3 protein-coding genes and 1 pseudogene are annotated in these 5,920 nt (G+C 69.3%); 1 reads left to right on the plus strand and 3 read right to left on the minus strand.

All coding sequences use genetic code 11. From position 1 onward, the window contains the following. Positions 1 to 130: 130 nt before the first annotated feature. Positions 131 to 1,975: an AMP-dependent synthetase/ligase gene (locus ACFDR9_RS26545; RefSeq protein WP_409032910.1), complete on the minus strand. Its 1,845-nt coding sequence runs from the start codon at positions 1,973 to 1,975 to the stop codon at positions 131 to 133. 375 nt (positions 1,976 to 2,350) lie between these two features. On the opposite strand from ACFDR9_RS26545, the gene ACFDR9_RS26550 reads away from it, so the two are divergent. After that, positions 2,351 to 4,669: an EAL domain-containing protein gene (locus ACFDR9_RS26550; RefSeq protein WP_409032911.1), complete on the plus strand. Its 2,319-nt coding sequence runs from the start codon at positions 2,351 to 2,353 to the stop codon at positions 4,667 to 4,669. Positions 4,670 to 4,680: 11 nt separating this feature from the next. Here ACFDR9_RS26550 and ACFDR9_RS26555 read toward each other — a convergent pair whose 3' ends face one another. Further along, the gene (locus ACFDR9_RS26555; protein WP_409032912.1) at positions 4,681 to 5,253 is read right to left on the minus strand and encodes a PadR family transcriptional regulator; all 573 of its coding nucleotides are present in this window, start codon (positions 5,251 to 5,253) and stop codon (positions 4,681 to 4,683) included. Further along, positions 5,227 to 5,831: pseudogene (locus tag ACFDR9_RS26560) on the minus strand (IS5 family transposase); the annotation flags it as partial. The gene ACFDR9_RS26555 and the pseudogene ACFDR9_RS26560, both read right to left, overlap by 27 nt. Positions 5,832 to 5,920: the final 89 nt, after the last annotated feature.

The raw sequence follows: 5,920 nt of genomic DNA on the forward strand, positions 1-5,920 counted from the left end.
TATCCAAAACACGCAAAGCCAGGCCGAAGCCGCACAAGCACATGGCCCAAAAACCATGTTAAAAGGTTGGAAAATCCTTAACTTGGGTGGATTGCGGTCTAGCCCCGCGGTTTGCCGGCGCCTTTTATCGCTACCCGCGTTTGCGGTAGATGTCCTCGATCTGCGCCTCGAAATGCGCCAACAAATTCTTGCGCTTGAGTTTTAGCGTCGGCGTCATGAGCGCGTTTTCAACCGACCACGGCGCCAGCTCCAGGCGCACCGCGCGCGGCACCGCGTACGAGGGGAAGCTTTTGCACAGCTGCTGGACCTTGGCCAGCGCGGCGTCGCGCACCGCTTTCAGCTCCAGGCTGGGGGCGGCGTCGGCGACGTCGAGCTGGCGCGCCAGCGCCTGCCACGCCACCGGGTTGAGCACCGCGAACGCCGCGACGAAGGGCCGGTTCTCGCCGATCGCAAAGGCCTGCTCGAACAGCGGATCGGCGATGATGGCCATTTCCAGGTCGGCCGGCGCGATCTTCTCGCCGGTCGAGGTGACGATAATTTCCTTGATGCGTCCGGTGATGCGCACGCGCCCGTCGACCACGCTGGCCTGGTCGCCGGTGCGCAACCAACCGTCCTCGGTTATGGCCTTGGCGGTGTCTTCCGGCCGCTTCCAGTAGCCGCGCATGACGCTGGGGCCGCGCACTTGCAGCTCCTGGTTCTCGCCGACGCGCACCTGTACGCCGTCAAGCACCTTGCCGACCGTGGCCGGCCAGTTGTCGTCGACGGTGTTGTTGCACACCACCGGCGAGGTTTCGGTCATGCCGTAGCCCTGCAGCAGCGGCAGGCCCATGCCGAGGAAGCACTGCGCCACCGCCTGCGACATCGGCGCGCCGCCACACACGGCGAAGCGCAGCCGGCCGCCGAAGCGCGCCAGCACCTTGCGCGCGACCAGCCGCCGCAGCGGCGGCGCCAGCAGCGCATCGAGCCAGGCCGCGCCGCCCGGCGCCGGCGGCAGGCGCTGGCGCCGGCTGAACTGGCGCCAGCCGACCGCCTGCGCCAGGGCGAACAGGGTGCGCGCCACCGGGCCGGACGCCGCCATGGTTTCCTCCAGCTTGGCGTGGAAGCGCTCGTAGATGCGCGGCACCGACACCAGCGCCGTCGGGCGCACCGTCTGCAGGTCCTCGGCGATCTGCCCCACCGAACGCGCATAGGCGACGCAACTGCCGGCGGCGATCGGCAGGTAGTAGCCGACCGTGCGCTCGTAGGTGTGCGACAGCGGCAGGAACGACAGGAACACGTCGTCCGGCCCGACCGCCACGCAGCCGGTCAGCGCGCGCACGTTGGCCAGGATGTTGGCGTGGCTGAGCATGACGCCCTTCGGCTTGCCGGTGGTGCCGGAGGTGTAGACGATCGCGGCCAAGTCGTCGCCGCCGACGTCGGGCCGGCGCGGCGGGCTAGAGCCGGCCGCCACCGCCAGCCAGTCGCGCAGCCCGACCAGCGTCACCGGGCCGGACGCGGGCGCGGCCGGCTGCGCGGGTATGTCGCCGCCGGCCACCGCCACCAGCGTCAGCGCCGGCATGGCGACGCCCGCGCCGGCGATGCCGACCCACTGCGCATAGGCCGTCACCACCAGCACCGAGGCGTCGCAGTCGTTGACGATGTAGGCGATGCTGTCCGGGTTGTCGAGCGCGTGCATCGGCACCGGTACCAAGCCCAGCGCCAGGCAGGCCTGGTCAATGCAGACCGCCTCGACGCCGTTCGGCAGCAGCGTCGCGACCCGCGCCCCGCGCGGCAGTTCCAACGCGGCCAGCGCGGCGGCGCAGGAAGCCACGCGCAGCGCCATCTCGCCCCAGCTGTATGGGCGCCATTGCGCCGATTCCGAGTCGAACTGGCGATACGCCGGCGCGTCCGGGCTCTGGCTGACGCGCCATGCGAACAACTCAGCCAGCGTAGTGCTCGCGCCCAACGTGGCGGCGCTTGTGTTACCGATTTCCATGCATTTCCCCTATTAATGGTCCGTCGCGCACGCGCGCGCCGCCCAGCCGCCTTGCCCGCGTCGCGCGCCGCGGCGGCACATGGATACAAGGCCGGGCGGATCCGAATTATCCCCGACTTGCCGAATATGTCGTGCTCAATAGCGCGCGCCCGGTGCCGATCGGGCCGCACGCCGGCGCATTCGCCAGCGCCGGCAAACGCGCCCCGGCATCGCGCGCCGCACCGCTTTGGCCGACTGTTGCCGGCCGCCCTTCCCCGCCGTGGTGCGCTTACCCGCGCCGCGCGGCGTCCGCGCCCGCCGCTGCGCCGCGCCAAGACTGGCCCGGATGTTGCTAGGTAGACAGATATGTTTCCGACACTTCAGCACAGGCCCGCCATGTCCGACCGCACCGCACCCTATTCTCCCTACTTGAGCCCGCCCCCGCCAACCGGCCCGCAGGAGCCGTCCGGATGGCGGGGCGGCGCGGCCGCGCGCGCCTGCGCGCCCGACCCGCTGGCCGTGGCCGCGGGGTTCGGGCGCTGGTGGCTGGACCCGCTGTCGCGCCACGTGGTGCTGTCGCGCGAGGCGGCCGCCTTCCTCGGCGAGCAGCCCGGTTGGCACCCGAGCCTGGACGACTGCCTGTCGTTCGTGCTGCCGGACGACCTGGCGGCGCTGACGGCGGCGCTGGCAGCCGCCGGGCGCCGCCCCGGCGACTGCCCGGACTGCGAGTTTCGCGTCGCCAGCCCCGACGAAGGCCTGCGTTGGCTGCGCTTGAGCGTATTGGCGCCGCGGCAGCACGGCGCCGGGCCGATGCTCGCCGCCATCCTCACCGACATCACCGCGCAGCGCCACGCCGCCATGCGCGAGCAGTTCAGCTTTGAAACGACCAAGCTGCTGATCGGCACCCACACGCTGGCCGAGGCGGTCGGCAAGGTCATCGAATTGGTGTGCAACGACCTGGGCTGGGACTGCGGCATGTATTGGGCCATGCAGACGGCGCCGGACGGCGCGGCGCGCCTGGCCTGCGCCTACGCCTGGAACGGCCCGGCCCTGCCCGACGCCATCACCACCCGCGACGGCGCCGGCGCGGTTGCCATTCCGGCCGGCCAGGGCCTGGTCGGCGGCGTCTGGAGCAGCGGCCGGGCGCGCTGGGTCGAAGACATCGCCCACGACCCCGACTTCCTCTTCCCGCAGTACGCGCGGCGCGCCGGCATCCACTCCGGCTACGCCTTCCCGGTGGCCTACGACAGCGCCGACGGCGGCGCGCACCGGCCCGGCGTGCTGGTGTTCTTCAGCTGCCTGGCGCGCCAGCGCACGGCCCAGCTGCCCAGCCTGTCGGCGGCAATCGGCGGCCTGATCGCCCAGACGGCGCAGCGCATCGGGCAACAGGAGCGCATTCGCCAGCTGGCCCAGGTCGACACGCTGTCCGGGCTGGCCAACCGGCGCCACTTCCACGACCTGCTCGACAACGCCTGCGAGGGCGCCGCCGCGCGCGGCGCCGCGCTGGGCATGCTGTACATCGACCTGGACCGCTTCAAGCCGATCAACGACGCCCTCGGCCACGAAGTTGGCGACGCCGTACTGCGCCAGTTCGCGCTGCGCTTGGCCGCGCTGACGCCGCCGGACGGCCAGGCCGGCCGCGTCGGCGGTGACGAATTCGCGCTGTTCCTGCCGGCCGCCTCGCCCGAGCGGCTGCGCCAGATGGCCGAACTGGTACTGGCGGCGGCGCGCACCAGCTTTATCGTCGGCGGGCGCGAACTGGCCATCTCGGCCAGCGTGGGCATCAGCGTCTTCCCCGACAACGGCAGCGCCGGCGCCGACCTGCTGCGCCACGCCGACAGCGCCATGTACCGCGTCAAGCGGGCCGGCCGCAATGGCGCCAGCTTCTTCTCGCAAGGCGGCGCGGCGATCCAGGCCGCCTCGCAGTCGGCGCTGGTGCAGCAGTTGACGGTGGAGGCGGAACTGCTGCACGCGCTGGCCGGCGACCAGCTCTTCATGCAGTACCAGCCGGTGTTCCACACCCGCGAACGCAGCGTGCGCGCGGTCGAGGCGCTGATCCGCTGGCGCCGGCCGAACGGCGACATCGTGCCGCCGGACGTGTTCATCCCCATCGCCGAGCAAAGCCACCTGATCATCGACATCGGCCGCTGGGTGGTGCGGCGCGCCTGCCGCGACCTGTCGACGATGCAGGCGGCCGGCCTGGCCGGGGTGCAGCTGAACGTCAACATGGCGGCGTTGGAGTTCCTGAACGACAAACTGCCCGAGGAGCTGGCCGCCATCACCGCCGCGGCCGGGGTCGAACCGCGCCAGCTGTGCCTGGAGCTGACCGAGGGCATGATGATGAGCCACGCCGAGCAGGTGGTCCCGGTGATGCGGGCGCTGCGCCAACGCGGCTTCAAGATCAGCGTCGACGACTTCGGCATGGGCTACTCGTCGCTGTCGCGCTTGAAGGACCTGCCGATCTCATCGCTGAAGATCGACCGCTCCTTCGTCGCCGGCCTGCCGGCCGGGCAGCACGACCGCGCCATCGTCCAGACCATTGTCGACATCGGCCGCAACATGGGCCTGGAGGTGATCGCCGAGGGTGTCGAGACGGAGGCGCAATTACAGCACCTGCGCGAACTGGGTTGCACGCTGGTGCAGGGCTACCTGACCGGGCGGCCGATGGGGTTGGACGAACTGATCGCGCGCCACGGCCACGGACGCGCCGCCTAGGCTGCCGACGGCTACTTCGGCAGCGGCTGCGACGACACCTTCAGCGCCTGCTCCGACCACTCGACCCACAGCGACTCCAGCATCACGCCCGCGCTCAGCACCAGGTGCTGGATCTGCCGCTCGCACGTGGCGTCGGCGTCGGCGTCGGGGAAGTCGCGCGCCTCGATATTGCGGTACAGCTCCAGGCGCTCCCGGTGCATTTCCAGGCGCCGCTGGATATCGTCCATGACGGCGGTCGGCCCGACCAGCGCCTCGGCGCGCAGGCGCAGCATCAATTCGTCGCGCATCGGCTTCGGGTCCTGGCTCTCGCCGACCCAGCGCACCAGCTCCTGGCGGCCGGCCGGCAGCGCGCGGTAGACCCGCTTGCGCCCGCGCCCCGTCTCCGGCGGCAGCGACTTGACCCAGCCCTGCGTCTCCAGGCGCCCCAGCTCGCGGTAAATCTGTCGATGCATCGCACGCAAAAAAATGCCGATGGAACGGTCGAAACGATGCGCCAGCTCCAAACCGGAACAGGGACGCTCAATCAAGGCGGTAATCAGCGCGAGTTTGATGTTTGGCAGTGCTTTGCGTCCCGAGCGCTTCATCGCAACGTGCCACGTCACGCTTTTCCCAAGATTTTCTTCGTGTTTTCGACGCCCTGGTAGCCGGCGTCGCCCATCGCCGCGATTTCATCGCCATGCGGCAGCGCGTGTACCTGCGTGACGTCCGACACGTTGCCAGCCGTACCGATCACGGTGTGCACGAGTCCGGAAGCCGAGTCCACGCCGATGTGCGCTTTGAGCCCGAAGTACCAGTCATTACCCTTCTTGGACTGGTGCATTTCCGGATCGCGCTTCTTGTCCTTGTTCTTAGTGGAGGGCGGGGCCGCGATCAGCGTGGCATCGACGATCGTCCATTCGCGCATCATCAAGCCCCGCGCAGCAAGATACCCGTTAATCGTCTCAGATATTATGCGCGTGAGTTCATGCTTCTCAAGCAGTCGACGGAACTTCAATAGTGTTGTCGCGTCAGGCGCCGACTCGCGATTAAGGTCAATGCCGACGAAGACACGAATCGCCTGGCTATCGTAAGTCGCAGCTTCGATACCTTCGCCGCAAAGACCGAAGCACTGCTGGGCGACGTACATGCGCAGCATGCGCGCCAGTCCGCTCGGCGGCAATCCACCGAACTTAAGGATTTAGCGCGCCGTCAGCATGGTTTCAGGGTCATGTGTTTATGGGGTTTTGGTCTTGATTTTCGTGGCTTCGAGAG

Origin of the sequence: Janthinobacterium sp. CG_23.3 (genome assembly GCF_046115965.1) — a bacterium.
Classification (GTDB): domain Bacteria; phylum Pseudomonadota; class Gammaproteobacteria; order Burkholderiales; family Burkholderiaceae_D; genus Janthinobacterium.